The following is a 26,032-nucleotide window of genomic DNA, read 5'->3' on the forward strand; positions in this document are numbered from 1 at the left end:
CCGGGACGGACCCGTCGTGACTCAGCTTCCGCTCGCCGCCGAAACCGGCTCGGCGCCGTCCACGGCACCTTCCGGCGGGCCGGCGGGCCGGGTCGCCCGCCGCGACGTCTTGCGCGGCTTGGCGGCGGCCTTGGCGGGCTTGGCCGGCTCTACCTCGGCGGGGGCCTCGGCCGGGACCTCGGCGGCCTGCGCCTTGGCCTTCGCGGCGGCCTTCGTGGCCCTGGTCGCCTTCGCGGCCGGCTCCGGCGTCGGCTCGGCGACCGGCTGTTCGGCCGGCGCCTCGCTCGCCGCCGCGGCCTCGGCGGCCTCGGCGGCGACCTTCTTGGCCGACTTCCGAGGCGTCTTGGCGGCGGCGGTCTTCTTCGCCGGCGCGGTCTTGGCCGCGGCCTTCTTGGCGACCGCCTTCTTGGCGGCGGTCTTGCGCACCCGCTTGGCCGGCGCGGGGGCCTCCTCGGCCTCCTCGACGGCCTCGGCCGCCTCCACGACGTCGACCTCGACCGGCTCGGCCTCGATCACCGGCGTCTCGGCCGCAACCTCGGCGGTCGGCTCGGCCTCGACCGGCGGGGCCGGCTCCGGCTCGACGACGACCTCGGCCGTCTCGGCGGTCTCGGCGGTCTCCACAGCCTCGATCGCCTCGGCGACCTCGACCGGCTCGACCGAGCCGAGTGCGGCGACCTCGGGCAGTTCGGTGTCCACCGCGACGTCGTCGAGCTCCGGGCCGTCCAGGTCGATCGACTCGTCCGTGTCGACGATCTCGATGATCGGACCGCTGCCGTTCTTGTCGGCGCCGCCGCCCTTGTTGCGCTTGCGCCGCCCGGAACCGGCGGAGGCGCCGTTGCCGTTGCCGCCGTGGCTGTGGCCGCTGTTGCCGTGCCCCTTCGTCTCCGGCGCGTCCATGTGCACGATCACGCCGCGACCGTTGCACCGCTCGCAGTTCTCCGAGAAGGCCTCGAGCAGACCCTGGCCGACCCGCTTGCGGGTCATCTGGACCAGGCCCAGCGAGGTCACCTCGGCGACCTGGTGCTTGGTCCGGTCCCGGCCCAGGCACTCCATCAGGCGCCGCAGCACGAGGTCGCGGTTGCCCTCCAGGACCATGTCGATGAAGTCGACGACGATGATCCCGCCGAGGTCGCGCAGCCGGAGCTGGCGGACGATCTCCTCCGCCGCCTCCAGGTTGTTGCGGGTGACGGTCTCCTCGAGGTTGCCGCCCTGGCCGGTGAACTTCCCGGTGTTGACGTCGACCACGACCATCGCCTCGGTGCGGTCGATCACCAGCGAGCCGCCGCTGGGCAGCCAGACCTTGCGGTCCAGCGCCTTCATGAGCTGCTCGTCGATGCGGTACGTCGCGAAGACGTCCACCTCGCTGGTCCAGCGGGACAACCGCGGGGCCAGGTCGGGGGCCACGTGGCCGACGTAGTCGTGGACGACGTCCCACGCCTCGTCGCCCGAGACGATCAGCTTGGAGAAGTCCTCGTTGAAGATGTCGCGGATGACCCGAACCGTCATGTCCGGCTCGCCGTACAGCAGCGAGGGCGAACTGGTCGTGATCATCTTGGACTTCTTCTTGATCTCTTCCCACTGCGCCTGCAGCCGCGTCACGTCGCGGGTCAGGTCCTCCTCGGTCGCGCCCTCGGCGGCGGTGCGCACGATGACGCCCGCGTTCTCCGGCACGATCTTCTTGAGGATGGTCTTCAGCCGCGCCCGCTCGGTGTCCGGGAGCTTGCGGCTGATCCCGGTCATGGTGCCCTCGGGCACGTAGACCAGGTACCGACCGGGCAGCGAGACCTGGCTGGTCAGCCGGGCGCCCTTGTGGCCGATCGGGTCCTTGGTGACCTGTACCAGGACCGACTGGCCGGGCTTGAGCACGGCCTCGATCCGGCGCGGGCCGCTGAAGCCCGCCGCCTCGAAGTTGACCTCACCGGCGTACAGCACCGCGTTGCGGCCCTTGCCGATGTCGACGAAGGCGGCCTCCATCGACGGCAGCACGTTCTGGACCTTGCCCAGGTAGACGTTGCCGACGTACGAGGTGGCCTGCTCCTTGTTGACGTAGTGCTCGACGAGCACGTCGTCCTCGAGCACGCCGATCTGGGTGCGCTCGCCGTTCTGGCGGACGACCATCACCCGCTCGACCGCCTCGCGGCGGGCCAGGAACTCCGACTCGGTGATGATCGGCACCCGCCGACGGCCCTGCTCGCGCCCCTCGCGGCGGCGCTGCTTCTTGGCCTCCAGGCGGGTCGAGCCCTTGACGCCCTGCACCTCGTCGGTGGGGCTCTCGCTGAGCGCCTCGCGCTTGCGCGGCTCGCGCACCTTGACCACGGTGCGCTCGGGGTCGTCCTGCGGCTCGGCCGCGACGTCGTCGGCCGCACCGTCACGACGGCGGCGCCGACGCCGGCGCCGGCTGCTCGTGGTCGCCCCGGGGTCGCCCGGCTCGTCGGTGTCCTCGTCGTCGTCGGGACCGTCGCCGACGCCCTCGGCCTGCTGCTCGCCGTCCTCGTCGGAGCCGCTGTCCTCGGCACCGTCGTCACCGCGACCGCGGCGGCGACGACCGCCGCGCCGACGGCGACGGGTCGGGCGGTCGCCCTCGGTGTCGTCCTCGTGCGCTTCGGAGCCCTCCGGCTCCTGCGCGGCCTCGGGCTGCTCGGTCGTGGTGACCGCGCGGCCCACGTGCCGCTCCTGCTCGTCCTGGTAGCGCGAGTCCTGCGGCTCGGCCTCGGCCGCCGTGTGCACCTCGTCCACCGGCAGCGCACGGCGCCGGCGACGCCGACCACGCGGCTCGTCCGACTCGGTGCGGGTCTCGGGCTCGGGCTCGGCGGCGGCGGGCGCCGGGGTCGGCTCGGCCACGCGCTGGGGCTCGGCGAAGACGGCCGCCTGCGGGGCCTGGAACAGCGGCTGGAACACCGGCGGCGGCGTCTTGCGGCCGCTGCGGGTCCGCGGCTCGGGCGCGGCCTCGGGCTCCGGCTCGGGCGCGGCCTCGACGACCGGCTCGGCCTCGGCGACGGGGCTCTCCTCGATCGCCTCGGCCGCGGGCACCGCGCGCTTGCGGGTACGCCGGGTGCGTCGCGGGGCCTCCTCGGCCGGCTCGGCCTCGGTCTCCGGCTGCCCGGACTCGGCCCGGACCGGCTCGGGAGCGGGCTCGGGCACGACCTCGTCCGAGGTCGCCTCGGGAGCGACCGCCGCCCGCTTGCGGGTACGCCGGACTCGCCGGGGTGCCTCCTCGGGCTCCGGCTCGGCCTCGGTCGGCGCGGCCTCGACGGCCTCCGCCGGTGCGGCCGCGGCCTCCGCCGTGTCGGTCACCGGCGCGGTCACCCGCTTGCGGGTGCGCCGCGCACGTCGCGGGGCCTCCGGCTCGGGCTCGGGCTCGGGCTCGACCACCGCGGCCTCCTCGGCCTCCGGCTCCTCCTCGTCGGAGGGCTCGGCAACCTCGGGTGTCACGGCAGCCGGAACCGGCGCGGCCTCGGCAGAGGGCACGCTCGGCGGTCCCGCGGGTCGACTGGCGGCCCTGCGACGGCGGCGGGGTGCCGGCGTCGAGGCCGTGTCGTCCTTCGTGCTGTTGTCGTTGTCGGAAGTACCGGAGTTCACAACCCCGGGTGTACCTGATGTCTCAGGCGTGTCGTTGGGCTCGGTGTCGAGCATGCGGGTCTGTCTCCCGTCACGCTTCCGGGCGCTCCAACGCAGGGCGCCGCGCGGAAGCTTCTCTCTCACTCGCCGGTCCCGACCTTGCGGCCGTGACCGGGCGATAAGTCTGTCGGAAATTCAAGCCTTGGGCCTCGTGTACCCGGTCGTCACCGATTCGAGGCTTCGACGACGGGTTCTGCACCGCCCTGCGGGCCGGTCCGGAGTACCTCGTCCCCCTGCGAGGTGTGCTCCACCGCCGATGCTGCTGCGCGGTCGGGCGCGAGCGGGTCGGTCACCGAATCGGTCGCGGTGTCGAGCGGCCCCTGCGCCAGGCGGGTGACCGCGGCGGCGGTGGGCGTAACAAGTTCGGCGACCATGCGAAGACCGGACAGAACGTCGTCGGGTCGAACGGCGGGTGTGGTGTGCCGGACAACCAGTCGCAGTATCGCACAAGGTGCGGCACTACCCGCATCGACACCAGGGTGACCTGCGTCGTTCCCGTCGGGGGTGGTGACGGTCAGCGCGATCACCGCCTCGCGGGCGTCGAATGTGCGCATTCCGTTCTTGCTCATCCGCTGGACCTCGACGGTCTCCGCGGCCAGGAACACGCCGACCGCCCGCTCGGCCTCCTCGCGGGTGACCCCGGCGAGAAGCAGCTCCCAGACCGACGCCTCGAGGCGTTCGGGCAGGTTGCCGCCGTGTGCCTCGACGATCTCGAGCACGTCGAGACCGCTCGGCAGCGAGGCGTCGAGCAGGTCCCGCAACCGCGCCGGGTCACAGTGCGTGGCCACGCCGATCTCGAGGTACTCGGCCTCGCTGGCGACGCCCGTGGGCGCCGCTCCCGCGTAGGACACCTTGGGGTGGGGGGTGAAACCGGCGGAGTAGGCCATCGGCACTTCCGCCCGACGCAGGGCCCGCTCGAACGCGCGCTGAAAATCCCGGTGGCTGGTGAACCGGAGGCGGCCGCGCTTGGTGTACCGGAGGCGCAGTCGCTGGACCGTCGGCGCGGGCGGCGGTCCCTCGGGCGTACGTCGTGCCAGTTTCGCTCAGTCCTTGGCTCAAGTGGGTGGGCAGAAGTCGTTCCAAGACTACGGCCATCGGAGGGGTCGGGTCAGCGGCCCCCGATTCCGATGGCTCGCAGCACCTCCGCGGTGGCCCGGCCGATCGGCCGCAAAATGGTGCGGCCGACCCAGCGCAGCGGCGCCACGACGACGAATCGCCACACGGCGCGGATGGCCCTGCCGATCGGCGTGAGCACGTTGCGCCACGCCCAGGACACCGGCAGTACCACCAGGTGGTGCCAGACCACGGCGATGCCCCGACCGATCGGGGCCAGTACGGCCCGCCACAACCAGGACAGCGGCCGGACGATCAGGAAGTTCACGACGGCGGTGGACACGTCCCACGCGAACCGCAGCGCCTGCAGCGTCACGCGTCCGACCGGACGCAGCACGTACCGCCACAGCCACGTCGCGGGCTTGAGCAGCACGTACCTGAACAGGAAGACGAGCGGGCGGATCAGCAGGTGGGTGACCACCCACGCGATCGCGTTGCCGATCGGGACCAGGATGTAGCGGCCGACGAAGCTGAGCACCGGGTACAGGAACCAGTCCCACAGCAGGATCTTCAGGCCCTTGAGGATCGGCCGCAGGAACCAGGTCCAGAACAGGAACTTGATGCCCCGGCCGATCAGGCACAGCAGCTCCCACAGCAGCCGCAGCGGGACCACGATGATCAGCGCGATGATCCGGGCGGGCCAGCGGACCACCGCGTACAGGCACCCCTCGCCCGGTTCGGGGCCGCCGGCCGTGCGGGTGCCTTCGGCGCGCTGCTGCCAGGTCGGTTCGGGCCGGGTCGGCGGCCCCGGTGGGTGATTGCTCGTCGACGGCGTCCACGGCGCCGGTTCCGGTTGCTCCCCGTTTGCATTCACCCGGGAAGATTAGTGGCCCCGCCACCGACAAGGAGGCGGGGCCACCATTGCTGCTTCGTGTGACCATGCGACTACTCGATGGCGGGCACCGGTGGTCCGGCTCGATCGCGCGTCGACCCCGCGCCGCCCTCGGCGCACTCCGTGCCGCCGACGAGGCAGGCGAGCCCGAACCGCGCCCGAAGGGCTGGGCAGCTTCCGCCTGTTGGTGCAGGGTGTAGGCCTGAAGGGTCCCGCACTCTTGCGACGACCTCGTGAAGGCGGTGCGCAGTGGCAACTTGGAAGCAGATCCCGGAGATCGTCCGACTCTTGGTGAAGAATTTCGGTCAACGGACCACCCAAGAACCGGCAGGACCGAAATACGAGAACAAGAAGGAGACGCCTGGCCAGACTTTGACCCGCGTCGCCCCCAACGCACTGCAGCACATGCCCAAGCCCTCGGAACCCGCGGCAAGGCCGAGTGAAAAGACCATGTCCCCGCAGCCTGAGCTATCGGTGGCCGAAGCGGCACAAGCCATGAGGGAGAGCCTCCGCCGGGACACCGCCGCGTTCCGAAAGTATCAATTGCTCGAAGAGAAGCCCGCCTCCCCAGCCAAGGCGCCGGACGCCGACCGGTCGGCGTCGAAGAGCGCTGCCACGGGCTTCGTGCCCGCCGCGGACGGCAAAACGTCCGCCCCCGTGGAGGTCGACCGCGACGAAACGACGCGCGGCCTGGACGTGAGTGGGGGCAGCACCGAGAGGAAGCTGAACAACAACCGCGAAAGGTAACGCGGCATCCCGCACCGCCTTGCCCACCGCGGCACCCCGCACGGAAACGAAAAGCGGCCGGACTCGTCGCCCGACCGCCTGTTCGTTCCGAGCCCCCGGAGGGCCCGCGCCTGGTCCCGGTGCTAGCCCTGCGCGGCCGGTTGCTTGACCGACAGCGGCAGAAGCTTCTGCCCGGTCGGGCCGATTTGAATGGACGTGTCCATCTGCGGACATACGCCGCAGTCGAAGCAGGGGCTCCAGCGGCAGTCGTCGACCTCGGTTTCGTCGAGGGCGTCCTGCCAGTCCTCCCACAGCCAGTCCTTGTCCAGGCCGGAGTCGAGGTGGTCCCACGGGAGCACCTCGTTCCACTCGCGTTCGCGGGTGGTGTACCAGTTCAGGTCCACCGGCTCGTCGGACAGCGCCTCGTCGGCGCAGCGCACCCAGCGGTCGTAGCTGAAGTGTTCGCTCCAGCCGTCGAATCGGCCGCCGTCCTCCCAGACCGCGCGGATGATCCGGCCCACCCGGCGGTCGCCGCGCGAGAGCAGGCCCTCGATCGCGCCCGGCTTGCCGTCGTGGTAGCGGAAGCCGATCGACTTGCCGTACTGCCGGTCCGCGCGGATCGCGTCGCGCAGCTTGTGCAGCCGCGCGTCCGTGGCGGCGGGGTCGAGCTGCGGGGCCCACTGGAACGGGGTGTGCGGCTTGGGTACGAACCCGCCGATCGACACCGTGCAGCGGATGTCCCGGCTCCCGGAGACCTCGCGGCCCTTCTGGATGACCTTCTTGGCCATGTCCGCGATCTGCAGCACGTCCTCGTCGGTCTCGGTGGGCAGGCCGACCATGAAGTAGAGCTTCACCTGGCGCCAGCCGTTGCCGTACGCGGTGGCGACCGTGCGGATGAGGTCCTCCTCGGACACCATCTTGTTGATCACCTTGCGCAGCCGCTCGCTGCCGCCCTCGGGGGCGAAGGTCAGACCCGAGCGGCGACCGTTGCGGGTCAGCTCGTTGGCCAGGTCGATGTTGAACGCGTCCACCCGGGTGGACGGCAGCGACAGGCCGATCTTGTCGTCGGTGTAGCGGTCCGCGAGGCCCTTGGCCACCTCGGCGATCTCGGTGTGGTCGGCGGAGGACAACGACAGCAGGCCGACCTCCTCGAAGCCGGTCGCCTTCAGGCCCTTGTCGACCATCTCGCCGATGCCCTTGATGCTGCGCTCGCGCACCGGCCGGGTGATCATGCCGGCCTGGCAGAAGCGGCAACCGCGGGTGCAGCCGCGGAAGATCTCCACCGACATGCGCTCGTGCACCGTCTCGGCGAGCGGCACCAGCGGCTGCTTGGGGTAGGGCCACTCGTCCAGGTCCATCACGGTGTGCTTGGACACCCGCCACGGCACGCCCGAGCGGTTCGGCGCGACCCGCTGGATCCGGCCGTCGTCGAGGTAGTCCACGTCGTAGAAGCGCGGCACGTAGACGTTGCCGGTGACCGCGAGGCGGAACAGCAGTTCGTCCCGACCGCCCGGCCGGCCCTCGGCCTTCCAGGCCCGGATGATGTCGGTGATCTGGAGCACGGCCTGCTCGCCGTCGCCGACCACGGCGCAGTCGATGAAGTCCGCGATCGGCTCGGGGTTGAACGCGGCGTGTCCGCCGGCGAGCACGATCGGGTGGTCCTCGGTGCGGTCCTTGGCCTCGATCGGGATCCCGGCCAGGTCGAGCGCGTTGAGCATGTTCGTGTAGCCCAGCTCGGTGGAGAAGCTCAGCCCGAACACGTCGAACGCGCCGACGGGTCGGTGGCCGTCCACGGTGAACTGCGGCACGTCGTGCTCGCGCATCAGCTTTTCCAGGTCGCCCCACACCGCGTAGGTGCGCTCCGCGAGCACGTCGGCGACCTCGTTGAGGACCTCGTACAGGATCATCACGCCCTGGTTGGGCAGGCCGACCTCGTACGCGTCCGGGTACATCAGCGCCCAGCGGACCGTACACGCGTCCCATTCCTTGACGGTCGAGTTGAGCTCGCCACCGACGTACTGGATGGGCTTCTGCACCTGGGGCAGAAGCGGCTCCAGACGCGGGAACAGGGACTCGACGGGCATGGCGGTCCTTCCGATGGGGCTGGGAGGGGGATCGACCTCCCAGCCTAACGCGATCCGGGCGGACCCCCTACCGAGATGCCCGGTGGGAGCCCGCCCGCGACGGTGGCCGACAGCCTGTGCGAGGCCGACGCGCCGGCTCGGCTCAGGCCGACTTGAAGGCGCCGGCGTGCCGCATGTGCACCGACTGCAACAGCCCTATCCCCATCCAGATCGCGAACATCGAGGATCCGCCGTAGGAGACGAACGGCAGCGGCAGCCCGGCCACCGGCATGATCCCCAGGTTCATCCCGATGTTCTCGAACGCCTGGAAGGCGAACCAGGCGACCACGCCGGCCGCGACGATCGTGCCGTACAGGTCGTCGGCGTGCAGCGCGATCCGGATCCCGCGCCACAGCAGGATCCCGAACAGCGCGATGATCACGCAGCAGCCGATGAAGCCCAGTTCCTCGCCCGCCACCGAGAACACGAAGTCGGTCTGCTGTTCGGGCACGTACTGGCCGCTGGTCTGCTCGCCGTGGAACAGCCCCTTGCCGGTGAGCCCGCCCGAGCCGATCGCCAGCCGGGCCATCACGGTGTTGTAGCCGACGCCGCCCGGATCGAAGTCCGGGTTGGCGAACGCCCGGAACCGATCGATCTGGTATTCGCTGAGCAGCCCCAGACGCACCACCGCGACCGCGCCGGCCGCGGCCATCATGATCAGCGCGATCATCCAGCGTGCTCGCGCGCCGGACGCGAGCAGCACGCCGAGCACGATCATCGCCAGCACCATGACCGAACCGAGGTCGGGCATCAGCATGATCACCGCCATCGGCACGGCGGCCACCACCAGCGCCCAGAACACCGCCTTGTCACCGGGCCGGGCCAAGTCCCCGGTGTCCACCCGCTCGGCCAGGATCATCGCCATGCACAGGATGATCGCGATCTTGGCCAACTCGGCGGGCTGCACCGAGAAGCCCGCGCCCAGTTGGATCCAGGCCCGCTGACCGTTGATCGTGCTGCCCAGCGGACTGAGCGCGGCCATCAACCCGAGCACGGCGACGATCCCGACGAACGGCGCGAAGGCCCTTATCCGACGGTGACCGATTATCGCCACCACTGTCGCCAGCACCAGCCCGATCGCCAGGTTGAGCAGGTGCCGCTTGAAGAAGAACTGCGGATCGCCGCCGGTGAGTCCGCGCCGATTGCGGGTCGCGGACCACACCAGCAGCGAGCCCACCACGGACAGCGCGAGCGCCGGGCCCAGGAGTATCCAGTCCAGCCGACGCACCGGGGCGTCGCGCTGGATGATCTGCCGGGTGATCGACCGGCGCGGGGTGAACACCGGCGCGAGTCGGCCCAGGTCCGGCGTACCGAACCCGGCCACCCGCGAGGCGGGTCGCAGTTTCAGGCTCATGTCCCTCTCCCGGTCCGGTAGACCACACGATCGGGCGGCAGTGCCCCGGGCGCGGACATCGCGGTAGTGGTGGGAGCGTTGTTCCCGCCGGGGCGCGGCGGCAGCAGATGGGCGGCGGGCACGACGGTGCCGTCCTCCTTGACGTGCGGCAGCCCCGTGGGCGGGGCGGGCAGCAGCGCCTTGGCCGGGTCGATCGCGCCCTTGTCGTCGACGCCGAGCAGCGCCTCGTAGATCTTGCGTACGGACGGACCCGAGGTGCCGGAGCCGGTGCCGCCCTGGCTGACCATCATCACCACGGCGTACTGCGGGCCCTCCTTGGTCCCGCCGTAGGTGGCGAACCAGGACGTGCTCTGCTTTCCGTACACCGAGCCGGTGCCGGTCTTGGCCGCTATCGGCATCTGCGCGTTCGGCCAGTTGGCGAACACGCCGGCCGCGGTGCCGTTCATCTCGACGCCGATCAGCGCGTTCTGCAGGTACTTCAGCGTCGCGTCGCTTATCGGCAACCTGGCCGCCGCCTGTGGCTGGATCTCGCGCACGAGCCTGCCGTCCGGGCTGACCACCGCCTTGCCGATGGACGGCTTCCACAACGTGCCGCCGTTGGCGATCGCCGCGTACACCCGGGCCATCTGCAACGGGGTGACCGTGGTGTCGCCCTGGCCGATCGCGAAGTTGATCGCGTCACCGGCGCGGAACTGCCACCCGTCGACGCAGTTCTCCTTGGCGATCTTGTCCACGTAGTCGTTGCCGGTGTTGCCCTGCTTGCACCACGCGTCCTTGTTCTGCTCCCAGTTGCGCTTCTTCCAGGCCCGGTCGGCGATCCGTCCGCCGGACTCGCCGGGCAGGTCGATCCCGGTGGGGGCGCCCAGGCCGTAGTCCTTGGCCATGGTGACCATCGGGTCCTTGGGGTTCTTGCCGAAGATCCCGCCGTCCTTGAGCCACATGTCGTAGCCGATGCCGTAGAAGACGGTGTTGCAGGAGACCTCCAGCGCGCGCTGGAGCGAGATCGGGCCGTAGCCCCTGGACTCCAGGTTGTTGAAGGTCGTGCCGCCGACCGAGATGCTCGGCGAGCAGTCGTAGTTGGCCTTGGTCGAGTAGCCCGACTCGGCCGCGGCCGAGGTGGAGATCACCTTGAAGATCGAGCCCGGCGCGAACTGACCCTGGGTGGCCCTGGCCACCAGCGGTACGCCGGCCTTCTCGTCGGTGAGCGCCTGGTAGTCCTGCGGTGAGATGCCGCCCACCCATACCGACGGGTCGTAGTTGGGCGCGCTGGCCATCGCGATCACCCGGCCGGTCTTGATGTCCATCACCACGGCCGCGCCCGCGTCGGCGATGAAGTTCTTGTGCGTGTTGCCCGCGTCGAAGGTCGCCCGGGCCCGCTTCATCGCCTCGTCCAACTGCTGCTCGGTGATCGCCTGGATCTTCGCGTCGATGCTGGTCACCAGGTGGTTCCCGGGCACCGGCGGGGTCTCCGAGACGGTGCCGGTGACCCGGCCGAGGTGGTCCACGGACAGCCCGGTGACCCCGGACTTGCCGCGCAGGTCCGCGTCGTAGCTGCGCTCCAGACCGCTGCGGCCGACCTCGTCGGCGCGCTGGAGGTCCTTCTTGCCCTCGGCCTTCTGCTTGCTCAACTCCTCGTCGGAGACCGGCGAGAGGTAGCCCACGACGTGCGCGCCGTTGGCCCCCTCGGGCGCCGGGTACTGCCGCACGGCGGTGGGCTCGGCGGTCACCCCGGGGAAGTCCTCGCGGTGCTCCATGATGGTCAGCGCCTGCTCGGTGGTGGCGTTCTCGGTGACCGGGATCGGCTGGTACGGCGAGCCGTTCCAGCACGGCTTGGGCACGTTGCGCTCGCACAGCCGAGTGCGCGCCTTGAGTTCGTCGGCGGGCAGTTGCAGTACGTCGGCGAGCCGGGTCAGCACGGCGGCCCCGGAGTCGGCCATCCGCAGCAGCTCGGTGCGGCTGACCGAGACCACCAGCGCGGTGCGGTTGTTGACCAGCGGGAGGCCCTTGTCGTCGAGGATCTGACCGCGCACGGCGGGGGTCACCACGTCCCGGACCTGGTTCTGCGACGCGGCCGCGGCGTAGTGGTCGCCCTCGCGGATCTGCAGGTACCACAGCCGGCCGAAGAGGGTGATCATCAGCGACAGGACCAGGATCTGCAGGATCACCATGCGGGCGCGCACGCTGTGCGCGCCGTCTCCCTTGGAGCGACCGGCGTTGCGCAGGCTGGGCATGCGTTTACGCATCTTGGGCGTTCACCCCCTACCGGGACAGGCCCGAGAGCATCGGTTTCGGATCCACCTTGCGGGCCAGCGCCATCACCCACGGCACCACGAACGGCGCCAGGATCGCGTCGTAGACCACCGCGGTCAGCAGCAGCTTGGTCAGCCCCACCTGGCGCACCGCGCCGTCGCCGACCAGCGCGCCGACCGCCGCGTACAGCACGGTGGTGCCCGCCGCGGCGACCGCGACCACGGCGATCGGCGCGAGCACCGAGCGTCTGGGGCTGCGCGAGACGAACAGCCCGGAGACGTACCCGGCCAGGCACAACACGAAGGCGTACCGGCCCGCCGCGTGGTCGGCGGGCGGCGCGAGGTCGGCGCACAGGCCGGCCGCGAAGCCGATCACGCAACCGGCGGTGGGCCCGTACGTCAGCGCGAGCCCGACCACCACCAGGAGCAGCAGGTCCGGCACCGCGCCGGGCAGACCGAGCCGGGCGAGCACGCTCACCTGGACCACGAGCGCGACGACGATCAGCAGCGCGGCGTAGAACACGCGGGAGATCCGCACCGTCTCAGTCCCTTCCGGTCGGTGGGGTCGCGCCGCCGGGCGGCGGTTTGCGGCGTGCGTCGGCGGCGTTGGCGTTGTTGGTCCGGGTCCCGCCGGCGGGCGGCTTCGCGGCCGAGGCGCCCTTGGGCGGCTCGGTGCTCGCGGGCGGTGCCGGCGGCGCGGGTGGCGTACTCGGCGGCGCGGCCGCCTCCTGGACCGGCGGTGGCAGCACCGCGTCGCGCGGGTCGGTGCGCGGCGGTTCGATCACCACGCCCACCGTGTCCAGGCCGGAGAAGCGCACGTACGACCGCACCTCGACGCTGCGGGTGAGTTCGCCCGGGGTGTTGCGCACCTCGGCGACCTCGCCCACCGGCACGCCCGGCACGAACGGCTTGCCGCCCTGCGAGCCGAAGGTGACCAGCCGGTCGCCCTTCTTGACCCGGGCCTGCCCGTTGAGCAGCTTGAGGTTCATCGGCTTGTCGCCGCGTCCCGAGGTGATCCCTATCTCCATCGACCCGGCCAGGCGCGTGCCGACCGCGAACCCGGGGTCGGTGGCGAGCAGCACCGTCGAGGTCATCGGACCCACCTGGGTCACCCGGCCGACCAGACCGTCGCCGTTGATCACGGTCATGTCCGGTTTGATGCCGTCGCCCGCGCCCGCGTCGAGGGTGACCGTCCAGGAGAAGCCCTGGGCGGGCCCGATGGCGACCACGCGCGCGGGCTTGATCTTGTACTGCCCGGCCGTGGAGACCTTGAGCAGTTTGTCCAATTCGGCCGCGCGATTGCGGTCGAACTCGATGTTGTCCACCTGTTGACGAAGCTTGGCGTTCTCGTCCTGCAGGCGCTTCTTCTCGCTCTCGTGGGATCCCGCGTCCTTGACCGCGTTCACGGCCCGGCCGACGGGGTCCACTGCGGCGGACACGCCGCGTTCGGCGGGGCCGAACACGGCCGAGGCCCAGTCGCGGACATTCGCGATGGGCGAGTTCCGGCCACCGCGGATGTCCACGGTGATGAGGGCGAAAGAGATCGCTAGCAGCAGCACGAGGACCAGCCGACCGTGCCGGGAGTCCCTCACGATGCGCGCCCGCCCCTTTCGTACGTTGCGGCGCTTGTGGGCAGTTGTGGGCAGTTGGGGTGTGTGGCCGCGCCGGACCGGTTCCGGGGGCGGTGGGCCGGCCGACCACCCCCGCGTCCCGGGTCAGCGGCGCGGTTGTGCGTCCAGTACCTGCTGGAGCTTCTCGTACTCCTCGACGCACTTGCCCGCGCCCAGGGCCACCGAGTCCAGCGGGTTGTCGGCGATGTGGATCGGCATACCGGTCTCGGTCCGCAGCCGCTCGTCGAGGCCGCGCAGCAGGGCGCCGCCTCCGGTGAGCACGATGCCGCGATCCATCACGTCGCCGGCCAGTTCGGGCGGACACTGGTCCAGCGTGCTCTTGACCGCGTCCACGATGGTGTTGACCGGTTCCTCGATGGCCTTGCGGACCTCGGAGGTGGAGATCACGATCGTCTTGGGCAGGCCGCTGACCAGGTCGCGGCCGCGAATCTCGCTGTGCTCGTCCTCGCCGAGGTCGAAGGCCGAGCCGATCGACATCTTGATTTCCTCGGCACTGCGCTCGCCCAGGAGCAGCGAGTATTCCTTCTTCACGTAGGCGATGATCGCGTTGTCCAACTCGTCGCCGGCCACCCGGATCGACTGCGCGGTGACGATGCCGCCGAGCGAGATGACCGCGACCTCGGTGGTGCCGCCGCCGATGTCGACGACCATGTTGCCGGTCGCCTCGTGCACCGGCAGACCTGCGCCGATCGCGGCGGCCATCGGTTCCTCGATGATGTGCACGCTGCGCGCGCCGGCCTGACTGGACGCCTCGACCACCGCGCGGCGCTCGACGCCGGTGATGCCCGAGGGCACGCAGATCACCACGCGCGGACGGGCCAGGTACCGGCGGCGGTGCACCTTGAGGATGAAGTAGCGCAACATCCGCTCGGTGATCTCGAAGTCGGCGATCACGCCGTCCTTGAGCGGTCGGATCGCCACGATGTTGCCGGGCGTGCGCCCGATCATCTTCTTCGCCTCGGCGCCGACCGCCAGGATGCCCCCGGTAGTGGTGTTCTTGGCGACCACCGACGGCTCGTTCAATACGATGCCGCGGCCTCTGACGTACACCAGCGTGTTGGCCGTACCGAGGTCGACCGCCATGTCACGACCGATGAACGACAAGTTGTTCGCCATATAAAGAACCTAGGGCCTTCCCGAGCTCGTAGCCATGAGGACATGAGCCGGCCGAGGGACGTCGCACCGACGACACCGGATCGACCGACCAACATCGTAGGCACGGTGTACCGGCGGCAGAACCACGACGTACCGGGGCACGGCTGCACCCTCCATCCACCATGACGTGATCACGGGGTGAGGGGTTGCGTGCCACGCGCGGCAAGTGGAGGGATTTCCCTCTAACAGCGCACGGTCGACGCCCGATCGGCGTCCCGGCAGGTCGTGCGGAGGTCCGCACGGCGTGGTCACGAAAAAAATCGATGTCCCGCGCGGCCCGCGCGCGTCGCGCGAGCTTCGCACTTCATCGCGACACGTTCGTCACGGTGGGAATCGACACGGACGGGTCCGGCACGGCGCGTGGGGTTGTCGAACACCCCGGGCGCCGCGACCGGACGCTCAGGCGTGCTCGGGGAAGAAGTTCTTGATCTCGCGCTCGGCGGATTCCGGCGAGTCGGAGCCGTGCACGATGTTCTCCCGGGTGATCGTGGCGAAGTCGCCGCGAATGGTGCCCGGCAGGGCCTTGATCGGGTCGGTGACGCCGGCGAGCACGCGGAAGGACTCGATCACCCGCTCGCCCTCGACGATCAGCGCCACGGACGGGGCCGAGGTCATGAACTCCACGAGCGGGGCGTAGAACGGCTTGCCCTCGTGCTCGGCGTAGTGCCGCTCGATCGTCTCGCGGTCCATCACCCGCAGATCGAGCGCGGCCAGGGTGAAGCCCTTGCGCTCGATACGGCCGATGACCTCACCGACGAGACCACGCCGGACTCCGTCCGGCTTGACCAGGACGAGCGTGCGCTCGGACACGTTGGCTCCTTGCTTCCTCGAAAAGGGGGTACGGGCACAGACCTCGCGACCCGACGAACGGTCAACGCCCCGAGCCTATCCGGGGTAACGCATCAACCTTTCGGCCGTACGCCCTCAGTCACTCGGCGGTAGCCATCCGGGCCGCCTTGGCGGCGTCGATGATCCGCCCGACCCGGACGCAGCCGTACCAGATGGCCGCGAACACCACACCGATCAGGAACATCATCGGGACCACGAAACCGGTCAGGAACAGGCCCAGTTGCAGCACCCAGCCGGCGGTGATCGCCCACGGTTCCTTGAGCTTGGCGCACAGCAGGACGCAGACCAGAGCGGACGGCCCGGCGACCGCCCACAACACGCCGGTGGAGATGTCGGTGAGTCGCATCGCCACCAGCGCGGCGAGGCAGATCACCATGGCCTGGCCGATCAGGTGGGTCGAACACAGCGCGCGCATGCTCAGGCGTCCCTTCCGTTGCGATGGCCGGCTCCCCCGGTGTCGGCGCCCTTGAGCAGCACCCGGGCCTCGCCGACGGTGACCACGGAGCCGGTGATCAGCACGCCCGCACCGCCGAGGTCGCCCTCCTCCTCGGCCAGCGTGACCGCGGCCTCGATCGCGTCCGGCAGGGCCGGTTGCACGTCGACCCGGTCCGCGCCGAACACCTCGACCGCGAGCGCGGCCAGTTCGTCCGCCGGCATCGCGCGTGGCTGCGAGTTCTGCGTCACCACGACCTCGGCGAGCACCGGTTCGAGTGCCTCCAGCACGCCTCGCACGTCCTTGTCACCCATCACGCCGACCACGCCGACCAGGTGCCGGAAGTCGAACGAGTCGGTCATCGCCTGCGCGACGGCCAGCGCGCCCGCCGGGTTGTGCGCGGCGTCGATCAGCACGGTGGGGCTGCGCCGGACGATCTCGAGTCGGCCCGGCGAGGTGACCGAGGCGAACGCCTCGCGGACCAGGTCCGCGTTCAGCGCGCCACCACTGGTGAGCCCGGGTCGATCGGCCACGCCGACGCCCATGAACGCCTCCACGGCGGCCAGCGCGACCGCCGCGTTGTGCGCCTGATGGCTGCCGTGCAGCGGCAGGAAGACGTCCTCGTACTCCCCCGCCAGGCCGCGCAGGGTGAGCAACTGGCCGCCGACCGCCAGGTCGCGCCGGACCACGCCGAACTCCATGCCCTCGCGGGCCACCGTCGCGTCCACCTCGACCGCGCGTCGGATCAGCGCCTCGGCCGCGTCCACCGGTTGTTGCGCCAGCACAACCAGGCTGTCCTTCTTGATGATCCCGGCCTTCTCCACCGCGATCTCGCCGGGCGTGCCACCGAGCCGGGCGGCGTGGTCCACCGCGATCGGGGTGACCACGGCGACCGTGCCGTCCACCACGTTGGTCGCGTCCCACGTGCCGCCCATGCCGACCTCGACCACCGCGACGTCCACCGGCGCGTCGGCGAACGCGGCGTACGCCATCCCGGTGATCACCTCGAAGAAGGACAACCGGTGCGGCTGGGCGGCGTCCACGATGTCGATATAGGGCTGGATGTCGCGATAGGTCTCCACGAACCGCTCGGCGCTGATCGGCTCGCCGTCCAGGCTGATCCGCTCGGTCATCGACTCGACGTGCGGGCTGGTGTAGCGGCCGGTGCGCAGTTGGAACGCGCGCAGCAGCGCCTCGATCATCCGGGCCGTGCTGGTCTTGCCGTTGGTGCCGGTGATGTGGATGACCGGGTACGCCCGCTGGGGTTCACCGAGCACGTCCATCAGCGCGACCACGCGGTCGGTGGACGGGTCGAGCTTGGTCTCGGGCCAGCGCCCGATCAGCTCGGCCTCCACGGCGCGCTGTGCGGCCGCTGCCTCGGCGGGGTCTGTCACTGGTGTCACCGGTTCCGATCGAGTTCTTCGGGGGTTCGGGGTCGAGCCGCGGGTGCCGGCTCGCCGATCGTCCGCGCGGCCCGGGTGGGTGTGCCCGGGCCGCGCGGCCGGTCGGTTCAGGCGGTGGGCAGCCGGTCGAGCTGGCCCTTGATGCGTTCGATGTCGGCCTCGGCTCCGGTCAGCTTGTCCCGGACCTTGTCCACCACGTCGGCGGCGGCCTTGGCCAGGAAGCCGGCGTTGCCCAGCTTCTTGGTGTTCACGTCGCGGACCTTCTCGGCCTCGGCCAGGTCCTTGGCCAGTCGCTTGCGCTCGGCGGCGAAGTCGATCGCGCCGGACAGGTCCAGCTCGATCACCGCGCCCGCGACCGGGAAGGACGTGGTCGCCGTGAAGCCCTCGCCGGCCGGTGTGCAGCGGGCGAGTTGCCGCAGCGCCGCCTCGTGCGCGGCGATCGCGGTGCCCGCGAGCGAGATGTTGGCCGGCACCCGCTGGCCGGGCTTGAGGCCCTGGTCCGAGCGGAACCGGCGAACCTCGGTGATCACCTGTTGGAGCGTGGTGATCTCGGCCTCGGCGGCCGGGTCGGCGAACCCGCTCGGGGTGGGCCACTCGGCGGGCACGAGCGACTCGCCGCCGGTGAGCGTGGTCCACAACTCCTCGGTCACGAACGGCACGATCGGGTGCAGCAGCCGCAGCGTCACGTCCAGGACGTGGCCCAGGACGCGCCGGGTGGCCTGCGCGGCGGCCTCGTCCTCGCCGTTGAGCGGCAGCTTGGCCAGCTCGACGTACCAGTCGAAGACCTCGTCCCAGGCGAAGTGGAAGAGCGTGTCCGAGAGCTTCGCGAACTGGTAGTCCTCGTAGTACGCGTCCACCTCGGCCACGACCGCGTCCAGCCGGGACAGGATCCAGCGGTCGGCCGCCGCGAGTTGCTCGGCGGCCGGCATCGGGCCCTCGACGGTCGCGCCGTTCATCAGCGCGAACCGGGTCGCGTTCCAGATCTTGTTGCAGAAGTTGCGCGAGCCCTGGACCCAGTCCTCGCCGATCGGCACGTCCGTGCCGGGGTTGGCGCCGCGGGCCAGGGTGAAGCGCAGCGCGTCGGTGCCGTACGCGTCCATCCAGTCGATCGGGTCGACCACGTTCCCGAACGACTTGGACATCTTCTTGCCGAACTGGTCGCGGACCAGGCCGGTGAGCGCGATGGTGTGGAACGGCGCCCGGCCGTCCATCGCGTACAGGCCGAACATCATCATCCGGGCGACCCAGAAGAAGATGATGTCGTGCCCGGTGAGCAGCACGTCGGTCGGATAGAACTTGGCCAGGTCGGCGGTCTGCTCGGGCCAGCCCAGCGTGGAGAACGGCCACAGCGCGGAGGAGAACCACGTGTCGAGCACGTCGGTGTCCTGCGTCCAGCCCTCGCCGGTGGGCGCCTCGTCGTTCGGGCCCACGCAGACCGTCTCGCCGTTCGGGCCGTACCAGACCGGGATCCGGTGGCCCCACCACAACTGGCGCGAGATGCACCAGTCGTGCATGTTGTCGACCCAGCCGAAGTAGCGCCCGGCCAGCTCCTGCGGGTGGATGGCCACCCGGCCGTCGCGCACCGCGTCGCCGGCGGCCTTGGCCAGCGGCTCGACCCTGACCCACCACTGCATGGACAGGCGCGGCTCGACGGTGGTCTTGCAGCGCGAGCAGTGCCCGACCGCGTGCGTGTACGGGCGCTTCTCGGCGACGATCCGACCCTGCTCGCGCAGCGCGGCCACGATCGCGAAGCGCGCCTCGTAGCGGTCCAGGCCCTCGAACGGGCCGTGCACGGTGACGATCGCCCGCTCGTTCATGACCGAGGGCATCGGCAGGTTGTGCCGGCGGCCGATCTCGAAGTCGTTCGGGTCGTGCGCCGGGGTCACCTTGACCGCGCCGGTGCCGAACTCGGGGTCCACGTGCTCGTCGGCCACGATCGGGATCCGCCGCCCGGTGAGCGGCAGTTCGATCTCGGTGCCGACCAGGTGCGCGTACCGCTCGTCGTCGGGGTGCACCGCGACGGCGGTGTCGCCGAGCATGGTCTCGGCGCGCGTGGTGGCCACCACGATCGCGGCGTCGCCGTCGCCGTAGCGGATCGAGACCAGTTCGCCCTCGTCGTCCTGGTGCTCGACCTCGATGTCGGAGATCGCGGTCAGGCAGCGCGGGCACCAGTTGATGATGCGCTCGGCGCGGTAGATCAACTCGTCGTCGTAGAGCCGCTTGAAGATGGTCTGCACGGCCTGGGACAGGCCCTCGTCCATGGTGAAGCGCTCCCGCGACCAGTCGACGCCGTCGCCGAGGCGACGCATCTGGTCGAGGATCTTCCCGCCGTACTCTTCCTTCCACTGCCAGACCCGGTCCACGAACTCCTCGCGGCCCAGGTCGTGCCGGGACTTGCCCTCCTTGGCCAGCTCGCGCTCGACCACGTTCTGGGTGGCGATGCCGGCGTGGTCCATGCCGGGCAGCCACAGCGCCTCGAAGCCCTGCATGCGCTTGCGGCGGGTGAGCGCGTCCATCAGCGTGTGCTGGAACGCGTGGCCCAGGTGCAGTTGTCCGGTGACGTTCGGCGGCGGGATGACGATCGTGTACGGGGGCTTGTCACTCTTCGCGTCGGCCTCGAACCAACCCGCGGCTACCCAGCGCTCGTACAGCTTCCCCTCTACCTCGGCGGGGGTGTACTGGGAGGGAAGGGCCTGCGGCTGCTCGGTGGCAGCGGCTGCGGGAATGGTGTTCTCGGTCACCGCCCCAGTCTACGGAAGGCGCGCGGGCGCCTTCGACGCGGCGGCGGTGGGGCGCCGGCGGTGGAGCGGGCGGGCGGCGACGGGGCGGCGGGCACGGCGGAGGCGGAGGCATATCGGGGCGAACGGCGGCGGGCGACCGGGCGGCGGTGGCGCGGCCGGCGCGGCGGCGGGCGCGGATCGCTTTCGCGCCGGAGACGTCCCGCCCTTGTCACCGTGCTGTCACCGCGACCCCACCGGTGGCCGGGCGCCGCTAGCTTGCGCGGTGGGCGGTATCCGGTTTCGACGATGGGGGCATCGGTCGAAGCGTCGGGAGCCGGCCCGATATCCGTGAAATCGTGAATCCGGGGGGATCTTCGTGCGCACTCGCACCTCGACACTGCTCACCACCATCGCCGCCGTCACCGTCTCGGTGCTCGGGGCATCCGTGCTGACGGGTTGTCAGGCCGACGACGACAAGGCCGTCACGAGCGGCCCGGCGGTCGCCACGACGGACCAACCGGCCAAAGCCGGGACGACCGCTGCCGTGACGCGCCCGGCGGAGTTGCCCGCCGACAAGGCCAAGCCGACCGCGTCGGCGCCCGCGACGTCGGCCCCGTCCGGACGGCCGTCGAACTCGACCGGTGTCCGCAGGCTCCAGGCCGCAGACCGGGCCGGCGGCCTGGCCCGGCTGACCGACGGGCCCACCGACGTTCCGGTCGACCCGGGCGAGGTGCGCGACCGCGTCAACAACGTGGTGGTCGCGGCGTACGGCTCGACCGGGACCGGCCCGCGTGCGGTGCTGTTCGTGGGCGTGGACGGGATGACCGGCGTCGACGGCAAGCGGTTGGAGCACATGCTGCGCGGCATGGTCGAGTACGTGAACGGCAGCGGCGGCAGCGTCCCGGACGGGGTCACGATGAAGTCCTACGACGCCGGTCCGCTGGGCGGCACGCTGGAGTGCATGCCCGGTTCGGCCGCGGGGCCCGCGGCGATCTGCGGGTGGGCGGACCGGTACACGACGGCCGTGGCGTACTTCGAACAGTCGTCGGCGGATCAGGCCGCAGCGAAGTTCAAGGCGATGCGCGCGGATCTGGAGAAGTAGCGGCGGGGCGGCCTCGCTGGAGAAGTAGCGGGCGGCGGGACCACCTCTTCGGGGAAGGAGCGGCGGCGGGCCCGCCTCGGCTTCGTCGGCGGGGCCGCGTTCGTCGGCGGGGCCGCGTTCGTCGGCGGGGCCGCGTTCGTCGGCGGGGCCGCGGCGGAACGCGCGTTCGCGCGTCGCCTCGCGGCCCTACCGTCGTTGTACCGGGTACCGATGACGTACGGCCGAGCCACGAGGTGGTGGGGGCGATGAGCGACGGGTACGGCGGCCGGCAGGGATCCGGGACGAGTGGCGCGGGATACCCGAGCGGCCCACCGACCGGCGCTCCGCATCCGAACGATGGCTCCCGGGACCGGGCCGCGCTGCTCGTGGGCGTGCTCGGCAGCGCGGCGGTGGTCGTGGTCGCGGTGGTGGTCGTCGTACTGCTGCTCGACTCGGGCGGCAGCGGCGGCGGTCCGAATCGGCCGCGTGGCCTGCCGACCGCGCCGGCCGGCGTACGCGTCGCCGGACCGCTCGTGATGCCGGCCACGATCGAGGCCCGAGGCCCGGTCGCGCAACAGGAGTTGCCCGGAACGGTCGGCGAACTCAACGCGACGATGGGGCGGACCCTCGCCGACGTCCGGACCGAGGTCTTCGGCGGCGGGCAGACCAGCGAGACGGTGCTGCTGACGCTGGCGACCAGGCGGGACACGGCACCGGCGGCGTACGTCCGGGACTTCGTGCCGGCGGTGTCGCTGACCGAGGAGCCGGCCGTACCCGGCCCGCCGGGGTTGCTCCGCTGCTGGAGCAACCCCACCACGGCGATGTGTCTGTGGGGCGACGAGCACGATCTCGTCTACGTCAGCGACGGTGCCGGTGTCGCACACGCCCGGCTGGTGATCGCGAACGTGTACGCGGGCACCGCCCGATAACCGTTCCGGGTGCCTCCGGCCGCCGTCCCGGGCGCTTTCCGGCCGCCGTCCGGTGCGGGTCGGTACGGGTCGGTGCCGGTCGGTGCCGGTTCGACTCAGGCGCTCTTGTCGCGCCGCTCGCGCTTGACCACGTCGCGCGGCACGAGCGTGGGATTGACGTGCTTGAGCACCACCTGGTCGGTGACCACGACGCGGGCCACGTCCTTGCGGGACGGGACCTCGTACATCACCGACTGGAGCACCTCTTCGAGGATCGCCCGCAGGCCGCGCGCACCGGTGCCGCGCATGATCGCCTGGTCGGCGATCGCCTCCAGCGCCTCCATCTCGAAGTCCAGCTCGACCCCGTCGAGTTCGAACAGCCGGCGATACTGCTTCACCAGCGCGTTCTTGGGCTCGGTCAGGATCTGGATGAGCGCCTCGCGGTCCAGGTTGTGCACCGAGGTGAGCACCGGGAGCCGGCCGATGAACTCCGGGATCATGCCGAACTTGAGCAGGTCCTCGGGCATCACGTCGGCGAACGAGTCGGCGCTCTCCACATCGCGCTTGGAGCGGATCTGCGCGCCGAAGCCGATGCCCTTGCGGCCGACCCGGCCCTCGATGATCTTCTCCAGGCCGGCGAACGCGCCGCCCACGATGAACAGCACGTTCGTCGTGTCGATCTGGATGAACTCCTGGTGCGGGTGCTTGCGCCCGCCCTGCGGCGGCACACTCGCGGTGGTGCCCTCGATGATCTTCAGCAGCGCCTGCTGCACGCCCTCACCGGACACGTCGCGCGTGATCGACGGGTTCTCGCTCTTGCGAGCGATCTTGTCGACCTCGTCGATGTAGATGATCCCGGTCTCGGCCTTCTTGACGTCGTAGTCGGCCGCCTGGATCAGCTTCAGCAGGATGTTCTCGACGTCCTCGCCGACGTAGCCCGCCTCGGTGAGCGCGGTCGCGTCGGCGATGGCGAACGGCACGTTGAGCATCCGGGCCAGGGTCTGCGCCAGCAGCGTCTTGCCGCAGCCGGTCGGCCCGAGCAGCAGGATGTTCGACTTGGCCAGTTCGACGCCGTCGTCCCGGGAGGCCTTGGCCGACTCGCCGGCCTGCACCCGCTTGTAGTGGTTGTACACCGCTACCGAGAGCGCCTTCTTGGCGACTTCCTGCCCGACCACGTAGCCGTCGAGGAACTCGTAGATCTCCCGCGGCTTGGGGAGCTCCTCGAACTTCAACTCGGAGGACTCGGAGAGCTCCTCCTCGATGATCTCGTTGCACAGGTCGATGCACTCGTCACAGATGTAGACACCCGGACCGGCAATGAGCTTCTTCACCTGCTTCTGGCTCTTTCCGCAGAACGAGCACTTGAGCAGGTCGCCACCGTCACCGATGCGTGCCACGAGGTGCATCTCCTTCGCCTGGGCCCCGGATGTCCCGGACCTGGTGCCTGGTCTTTCGACGGTACCCCGCCGGAATCTCCGATCCCCCGGTTTTGACCATCAACCGGTCACCGTTGTCCGGTCGGCGGCAAGCCGCCGACCGGGCGGGGACACTAGCCGACGACCTTCCGAGGTGCGGTGATCTCGTCGATGAGGCCGTACGCAAGCGCCTCTTCGGCCGTCAGAATCTTGTCGCGCTCGATGTCGTCGCGAACCTGCTCGATCGGCCTCGTGCTGTGCTGCGCGAGCATCGTTTCCAGCATGGTGCGCATGCGCTGGATCTCACGAGCCTGGATCTCCAGGTCGCTGACTTGCGCGCGCCCTGTTTCACTGTACGGCTGGTGGATGAGGATGCGGGAGTTCGGCAGCGCCATTCGCTTGCCCGGAGTTCCCGCGGCGAGCAGAACGGCGGCGGCGGAGGCCGCTTGGCCCATGCACACCGTCTGGATGTCGGGGCGCACGAACTGCATCGTGTCGTAGATGGCGGTAAGCGCCGTGAAGGAACCGCCGGGCGAGTTGATGTAGATCGAGATGTCCCGATCGGGGTCCATCGACTCGAGCGTCAGGAGCTGCGCCATCACGTCGTTCGCGGAGGCGTCGTCGACCTGGACACCCAGGAAGATGATCCGCTCCTCGAACAGCTTGGTGTAGGGGTCCTGCTCGCGGAAACCCTGCGACGTGCGCTCGATGAAACGCGGCAGGACGTAACGGCTCTCGGCGCTGCGCGAGGCCAACGGTGCCAGGCCCTCGGGCCGGTGGAACAGATTGTCATTCATGGAAATCTCAGCCCTCCGGGACTGCGGACTCGACTCAGTGGCTGGGCGACTGGAGGCCGACTCACGCTGTTTCCCAGCCGGGGTCGGCTGGCGGATCAGCGGTCGGCCGGCTGGGTTCAGCTGTGTACAGCCGCCGGTATCAGCTGGTGCTGCCGGTGTTGGGAACCTCGGCCGCACTGCGAACCACGTGGTCCACCAGGCCGTATTCCTTGGCCTCCTCGGCGGAGAACCAGCGGTCGCGGTCCGAGTCGTGCTCGATCTTCTCGGGGGTCTGCCCGGAATGGTGTGCGATCAGGCGAGTCATCTTGCGCTTGGTGCGCAGGAGCTGCTCGGCCTGGATCTTGATGTCCGACGCCGAGCCGCCGAGACCGGCGGACGGCTGGTGCATCAGGATCTCGGAGTTGGCCAGCGCGATGCGCTTGCCGGGGGCTCCGGCGGTCAACAGGAACTGGCCCATGGAGGCGGCCAGGCCCATCGCGACGGTCGCGACATCGTTGCTGATCCACTGCATCGTGTCGTAGATCGCCATGCCGGCGGTGATGGAGCCACCGGGCGAGTTGACGTAGAGCCAGATGTCCTTTTCCGGGTCCTCTGCGTTCAGCAACAGGAGCTGGGCGGAGATCGCGTTGGCGATCTGGTCCTCGACCACCGAGCCGAGGAAGATGATCCGCTCGCGCAGCAACCGGTTGTAGACCTGGTCGTCGAGCCCCATCCCACCCGGCTGAGATGCACGCGAAGTGGGCACCGCGAGCCCCGGAGTCACGATCTGCGGATTCGTCACGTATCCACCTGCTCGTTTCCGACGGCAATCCCGAGCCGTCACGAAGTCGACCTTGGGAGGCACCTGCGTTCGTGGCGGGTGACCCCCTTCGTACAGCGACCCTAACGCGCGGATCGTCGCAGGCCATCCCAGACTCAGGACTGTTCGCCCAGAGCGCAGCAAGGCGGCATCCGGGCGGTATCGGGGTAGTCGCGCGCGGATCGAGCGAGGCCGGGACAACCTTCCGGTCCCGGGGACCGTGCGAGCTCGGTGGGCAACCGGCCGCTCTGGTGGTCGCGACCAAGGGTCTCCGGCGCCAGGGCCAGTGTCCTCCGCCGCGCGGGCGGCAAGCGGGTCGCCGGGCGAGGGCGAGGGCGAGAACGGCTGCCACGGGCCGCCGATCGCACGAGCCCGATATCGGACATCGACTCGACTCTCGCGGAGGCTCCTCGGGGCCGTCGAAGGCGTCTTCGAGGCCGTCGGCAACCTGCCGACGTGCGCGCCCCGTACGAATCGGCGCGACACGGATCGCGACACCGGCCCCGCACGGTGGTTCGCCCGCGCGAACGCGTCTCCGCCACCGTCGCCGCACCACGCACCTGCCGCACCCACCGAGCGGACCGGTCTCCGAAACCCGGCCGGCGGCCCCGCGTCCACACCGACCGTACGACCGCCTCCAGGCGTACTCCGAGCGCGGGAGCCCTCCCCTCCCCAGCCCGCACCCGCCCGCGCGCCCCTCGACGTACCGCAGATCGAGGACCACGGCCGGACCCCAGCCCGCACCCGCCCGCGCGCCCCGCGCCCGAAACGCACTTCGGGCCCGGTCTCCGCCGAAGCGGGGACCGGGCCCGAAGCGTCGGGTCCT

18 protein-coding genes and 1 pseudogene are annotated in these 26,032 nt (G+C 70.6%); 3 read left to right on the forward strand and 16 right to left on the reverse strand.

What is annotated here, in order from left to right; all coding sequences use genetic code 11:
- Positions 1 to 21: 21 nt before the first annotated feature.
- The 3 genes from ACWCPW_RS28440 to ACWCPW_RS28450 all read right to left on the reverse strand — a co-directional run bounded on the left by ACWCPW_RS28440 (position 22) and on the right by ACWCPW_RS28450 (position 5,545).
- Positions 22 to 3,633, reverse strand: a complete 3,612-nt coding sequence (locus ACWCPW_RS28440; RefSeq protein WP_449764444.1) for an Rne/Rng family ribonuclease — start codon at positions 3,631 to 3,633, stop codon at positions 22 to 24.
- A gap of 149 nt (positions 3,634 to 3,782) precedes the next feature.
- Complete coding sequence (locus ACWCPW_RS28445; RefSeq protein WP_449764550.1) at positions 3,783 to 4,655, reverse strand: TIGR03936 family radical SAM-associated protein; 873 nt, start codon at positions 4,653 to 4,655, stop codon at positions 3,783 to 3,785.
- A 71-nt stretch (positions 4,656 to 4,726) separates the two neighbouring features.
- A complete protein-coding gene (locus ACWCPW_RS28450) occupies positions 4,727 to 5,545 on the reverse strand; it encodes a hypothetical protein (protein WP_449764445.1) in 819 nt (272 codons plus the stop codon).
- Positions 5,546 to 5,812: 267 nt separating this feature from the next.
- Between ACWCPW_RS28450 and ACWCPW_RS28455 the strand changes: the two genes are divergently transcribed.
- Positions 5,813 to 6,310, forward strand: coding sequence for a hypothetical protein (locus ACWCPW_RS28455; protein WP_449764446.1), 498 nt, complete (start codon positions 5,813 to 5,815; stop codon positions 6,308 to 6,310).
- Between the two features lie 122 nt (positions 6,311 to 6,432).
- Here the strand turns inward: ACWCPW_RS28455 and ACWCPW_RS28460 are convergent, their stop codons facing one another.
- The 10 genes and pseudogenes from ACWCPW_RS28460 to ACWCPW_RS28505 form a co-directional block, all read right to left on the reverse strand.
- Entirely contained in the window at positions 6,433 to 8,373 is a 1,941-nt protein-coding gene (locus ACWCPW_RS28460; protein ID WP_449764447.1) for a TIGR03960 family B12-binding radical SAM protein, read from the reverse strand.
- 142 nt (positions 8,374 to 8,515) lie between these two features.
- Positions 8,516 to 9,766, reverse strand: a complete 1,251-nt coding sequence (rodA, locus tag ACWCPW_RS28465; protein ID WP_449764448.1) for a rod shape-determining protein RodA — start codon at positions 9,764 to 9,766, stop codon at positions 8,516 to 8,518.
- Positions 9,763 to 11,997, reverse strand: coding sequence for a penicillin-binding protein 2 (gene mrdA, locus ACWCPW_RS28470; RefSeq protein ID WP_449764551.1), 2,235 nt, complete (start codon positions 11,995 to 11,997; stop codon positions 9,763 to 9,765). Before mrdA ends, rodA begins: the two co-directional genes overlap by 4 nt.
- Positions 11,998 to 12,046: 49 nt before the next feature.
- Positions 12,047 to 12,553: pseudogene (gene mreD / locus ACWCPW_RS28475) on the reverse strand (rod shape-determining protein MreD); the annotation flags it as partial.
- A gap of 4 nt (positions 12,554 to 12,557) precedes the next feature.
- Complete coding sequence (gene mreC / locus ACWCPW_RS28480) at positions 12,558 to 13,607, reverse strand: rod shape-determining protein MreC (protein ID WP_449764449.1); 1,050 nt, start codon at positions 13,605 to 13,607, stop codon at positions 12,558 to 12,560.
- 123 nt (positions 13,608 to 13,730) lie between these two features.
- The gene (locus tag ACWCPW_RS28485; RefSeq protein WP_026218256.1) at positions 13,731 to 14,750 is read right to left on the reverse strand and encodes a rod shape-determining protein; all 1,020 of its coding nucleotides are present in this window, start codon (positions 14,748 to 14,750) and stop codon (positions 13,731 to 13,733) included.
- A gap of 450 nt (positions 14,751 to 15,200) precedes the next feature.
- Positions 15,201 to 15,611 carry a nucleoside-diphosphate kinase gene (ndk, locus tag ACWCPW_RS28490; RefSeq protein WP_020550731.1) on the reverse strand — a complete coding sequence of 137 codons (411 nt, stop codon included), beginning with the start codon at positions 15,609 to 15,611 and terminating at the stop codon, positions 15,201 to 15,203.
- A 118-nt stretch (positions 15,612 to 15,729) separates the two neighbouring features.
- Positions 15,730 to 16,065 carry a DUF4233 domain-containing protein gene (locus ACWCPW_RS28495; RefSeq protein ID WP_449764450.1) on the reverse strand — a complete coding sequence of 112 codons (336 nt, stop codon included), beginning with the start codon at positions 16,063 to 16,065 and terminating at the stop codon, positions 15,730 to 15,732.
- 2 nt (positions 16,066 to 16,067) lie between these two features.
- Positions 16,068 to 17,597 (reverse strand): bifunctional tetrahydrofolate synthase/dihydrofolate synthase, encoded by a 1,530-nt coding sequence (gene folC, locus ACWCPW_RS28500; protein WP_449764552.1) that lies wholly within the window; start codon positions 17,595 to 17,597, stop codon positions 16,068 to 16,070.
- Positions 17,594 to 20,227: a valine--tRNA ligase gene (locus ACWCPW_RS28505; protein ID WP_449764451.1), complete on the reverse strand. Its 2,634-nt coding sequence runs from the start codon at positions 20,225 to 20,227 to the stop codon at positions 17,594 to 17,596. The genes folC and ACWCPW_RS28505 overlap by 4 nt, the downstream gene beginning before the upstream one ends.
- A gap of 355 nt (positions 20,228 to 20,582) precedes the next feature.
- On the opposite strand from ACWCPW_RS28505, the gene ACWCPW_RS28510 reads away from it, so the two are divergent.
- Positions 20,583 to 21,308, forward strand: a complete 726-nt coding sequence (locus tag ACWCPW_RS28510) for a hypothetical protein (protein ID WP_449764452.1) — start codon at positions 20,583 to 20,585, stop codon at positions 21,306 to 21,308.
- Positions 21,309 to 21,553: 245 nt separating this feature from the next.
- Positions 21,554 to 22,216 carry a hypothetical protein gene (locus tag ACWCPW_RS28515; RefSeq protein ID WP_449764453.1) on the forward strand — a complete coding sequence of 221 codons (663 nt, stop codon included), beginning with the start codon at positions 21,554 to 21,556 and terminating at the stop codon, positions 22,214 to 22,216.
- Between the two features lie 95 nt (positions 22,217 to 22,311).
- Here ACWCPW_RS28515 and clpX read toward each other — a convergent pair whose 3' ends face one another.
- From clpX to ACWCPW_RS28530, 3 genes are all read right to left on the reverse strand, one after another.
- The gene (gene clpX, locus ACWCPW_RS28520; protein WP_360304477.1) at positions 22,312 to 23,592 is read right to left on the reverse strand and encodes an ATP-dependent Clp protease ATP-binding subunit ClpX; all 1,281 of its coding nucleotides are present in this window, start codon (positions 23,590 to 23,592) and stop codon (positions 22,312 to 22,314) included.
- A 152-nt stretch (positions 23,593 to 23,744) separates the two neighbouring features.
- On the reverse strand, positions 23,745 to 24,407 hold the full coding sequence (locus ACWCPW_RS28525) for an ATP-dependent Clp protease proteolytic subunit (protein ID WP_395862922.1): 663 nt from the start codon (positions 24,405 to 24,407) through the stop codon (positions 23,745 to 23,747).
- Between the two features lie 139 nt (positions 24,408 to 24,546).
- Positions 24,547 to 25,119 carry an ATP-dependent Clp protease proteolytic subunit gene (locus ACWCPW_RS28530; RefSeq protein ID WP_020550724.1) on the reverse strand — a complete coding sequence of 191 codons (573 nt, stop codon included), beginning with the start codon at positions 25,117 to 25,119 and terminating at the stop codon, positions 24,547 to 24,549.
- Positions 25,120 to 26,032 lie beyond the last annotated feature (913 nt).

The organism is Embleya sp. NPDC001921 (genome assembly GCF_053594475.1).

Excerpts from the sequence above, each read along its gene's own strand:
- ACWCPW_RS28440 (WP_449764444.1), bottom strand. The coding sequence starts at position 3,633 with ATGCTCGACACCGAGCCCAACGACACGCCTGAGACATCAGGTACACCC.
- ACWCPW_RS28460 (WP_449764447.1), bottom strand. The coding sequence starts at position 8,373 with ATGCCCGTCGAGTCCCTGTTCCCGCGTCTGGAGCCGCTTCTGCCCCAG.
- rodA (WP_449764448.1), bottom strand. The coding sequence starts at position 9,766 with ATGAGCCTGAAACTGCGACCCGCCTCGCGGGTGGCCGGGTTCGGTACG.
- mrdA (WP_449764551.1), bottom strand. The coding sequence starts at position 11,997 with ATGCCCAGCCTGCGCAACGCCGGTCGCTCCAAGGGAGACGGCGCGCAC.
- ACWCPW_RS28495 (WP_449764450.1), bottom strand. The coding sequence starts at position 16,065 with ATGCGCGCGCTGTGTTCGACCCACCTGATCGGCCAGGCCATGGTGATC.
- ACWCPW_RS28515 (WP_449764453.1), top strand. The coding sequence starts at position 21,554 with ATGAGCGACGGGTACGGCGGCCGGCAGGGATCCGGGACGAGTGGCGCG.
- ACWCPW_RS28525 (WP_395862922.1), bottom strand. The coding sequence starts at position 24,407 with ATGAATGACAATCTGTTCCACCGGCCCGAGGGCCTGGCACCGTTGGCC.
- ACWCPW_RS28530 (WP_020550724.1), bottom strand. The coding sequence starts at position 25,119 with ATGGGGCTCGACGACCAGGTCTACAACCGGTTGCTGCGCGAGCGGATC.